This is a genomic window from Nocardia sp. NPDC059240, assembly GCF_042753865.1.
GTDB lineage: Bacteria > Actinomycetota > Actinomycetes > Mycobacteriales > Mycobacteriaceae > Nocardia.
In genome coordinates, this window is record NZ_JBHZAC010000027.1 from 1 (window position 1) to 2,034 (window position 2,034).

Genomic DNA, 2,034 nt, shown 5'->3' on the forward strand with positions numbered 1-2,034 from the left:
TAAAATATCCTCCCGGAAAAGGGAGGACTATTCTTTAGGCGATATATTAAAGTGTTTTAAATATACAAGAATTTCGTAAACATCCATATTGTTGTACTTCTTATCTATCCAATCCTTTAAAAAGTGTTCAATATGCTTGTATTTCGTATCTAATTTCATATTAATAATATCTAATATTTCTAGATTTGGCATAAATTATTCATCTCCTTTAATGGAGAGAGTATATACACACTTATTTTAGTTTGTCAATAATAACCTGTTATAAACATTTATACTCAGTGCGAACATAAGAGATAGGACATTTCTATCCCTGATACCCAGTTATTTCATATATAATAGGACTTTACATTCAGGAACATGTGTTCTATTATTGGTACAGAAATATTTTCTTCTCCTACCAATATGTCGCATAATGTCGAATCCTTCCTGAAAAAATTCTGAAGAAATTTGTAAAAAGGGGTAGACATGATATATCCCTTGATGGTAAGATAAGGTCATCAAAGGGAACATAAAGGAATCTGAAGCCCTTTAAAGGAAGTGATACATATGTAGAGGGAGGTACGCTTTTTGTCTAGTGAAGAGGTTTTAACAGTTAAACAGGTAGCCGAGATATTAAAAATATCTGAAAAAACGGCTCGCAAAATGCTGAACAACGGAGAAATTAAAGGTTTCAAAGTCGGTCGAGAATGGCGCGTGTCAGCTGAAAAATTCAATGAATACTTAAAACAAAATTAATTCTTTGGGGGAATTTTAAAATGACAAACACTATTAAAAACACTGAAAACACTACTGACGTATTGGCAACTGAGGACATTGCAACAGCATCACCAAGTATTTTTGAACAAGGTACACAACAAATGTTTTCAACTATCCAGGCAACGGACAGAAAGAGCAGCATCAAACTTTACAACGCGGTAAGCAACGCTGAACACTCTCTATCAGACCATATCGGAGAAGTAATTGAAATTACAGACATGGTCGCCCATGCGGTTGAATTAGAGGATGAAGTCACGAAAGAGACAATTCAGGCAATGCGCGTTGTTCTTTTAACAGCAGACGGACAAGGCTATCACAGTGTATCTCAGGGCGTAGCAAGCTCCCTACAACGTATCATTGGGATTGTAGGGCAAGGTCCTTGGACGGACGAGCCATTAAAAGTTGTTCCAAAAGAAGTTAAAACCCGCCGCGGCTTTAAAACATTGACACTTGCGCTTGTGGACTAATTAAATAGTCGCTCCGATCGGGGCGGCTTTTCTTATATTAAATTACTATATACGGAGGTTGCTAGACTTGGATAAAAACGTAATGATTTTCGACAACGGAGAACGCCGCACAGAGATTAAAGAGGATAGAGTGGAGAATATGTATTGTTTCGCTCAAAAGCTTGATGACGATACACAACAGATTATTAGTTTCACTCGTTCAGAAATGCTTGCAATAGTCTCCTATTTTCATGCTGAAGCACAAGACGAACTGTCACGCGGTTCTGTTCGCTATATTCCGACACAAAAAGCAGAAGCCATTTAAATATTAAATTGACAGGGAAATTCGTTTCCCTGTGACTTTTGTGTTTAAAGGGGGTGTCACTGATTGGGAAGAAAAAGCGGCTGAAGAAGAAACAGCAGAAAAAACAAAATATAGCTGCCTTGAAAAAAGTCGGAATTACTGACAAAAAGGTTATAAAGGAATTAAAAAATAAACCTGCCACAGTAAATAAAATTGTTAAGAAAAAGAGTCGTAGTTTAATTGCAAATGAACGATCTGAATTAATTAAACGGTTAGGATTTAAAGTCTCCGAACATTCCGCAAAAAGGTATTGGAGCGAATCACGATTTAATGAATGGTATAACAAAGAATTAAATAAGCGGGCGAAGGCTGAAGAAAGAAAAAGAAAAGCGGCTGAAAGAAAAGCCCGACAAGCTACTGAACCCTATTTAATGATTTACTGGAAAGAAAAAACCGACACAATGATGGATGCAAATGTGATAGAGGACTTAAAACGGTCTTACAGACATGTGAGCGTTGATTATCTTA

At 36.5% G+C, this 2,034-nt stretch carries 4 protein-coding genes; all 4 read left to right on the forward strand.

Annotation, left to right across the window (positions count from 1 at the left end; translation table 11 throughout):
- The first annotated feature begins 567 nt into the window (after nucleotides 1-567).
- Nucleotides 568-735 carry a helix-turn-helix domain-containing protein gene (locus ACFXHA_RS45565; protein WP_326194937.1) on the forward strand — a complete coding sequence of 56 codons (168 nt, stop codon included), beginning with the start codon at nucleotides 568-570 and terminating at the stop codon, nucleotides 733-735.
- A 20-nt stretch (nucleotides 736-755) separates the two neighbouring features.
- Nucleotides 756-1,223, forward strand: a complete 468-nt coding sequence (locus ACFXHA_RS45570) for a hypothetical protein (protein WP_326194938.1) — start codon at nucleotides 756-758, stop codon at nucleotides 1,221-1,223.
- 67 nt (nucleotides 1,224-1,290) lie between these two features.
- Nucleotides 1,291-1,527: a hypothetical protein gene (locus ACFXHA_RS45575; RefSeq protein ID WP_376912105.1), complete on the forward strand. Its 237-nt coding sequence runs from the start codon at nucleotides 1,291-1,293 to the stop codon at nucleotides 1,525-1,527.
- Between the two features lie 53 nt (nucleotides 1,528-1,580).
- Nucleotides 1,581-2,034 (forward strand): hypothetical protein (locus tag ACFXHA_RS45580; protein ID WP_379367734.1); only part of this gene is annotated, 454 nt, incomplete at its 3' end.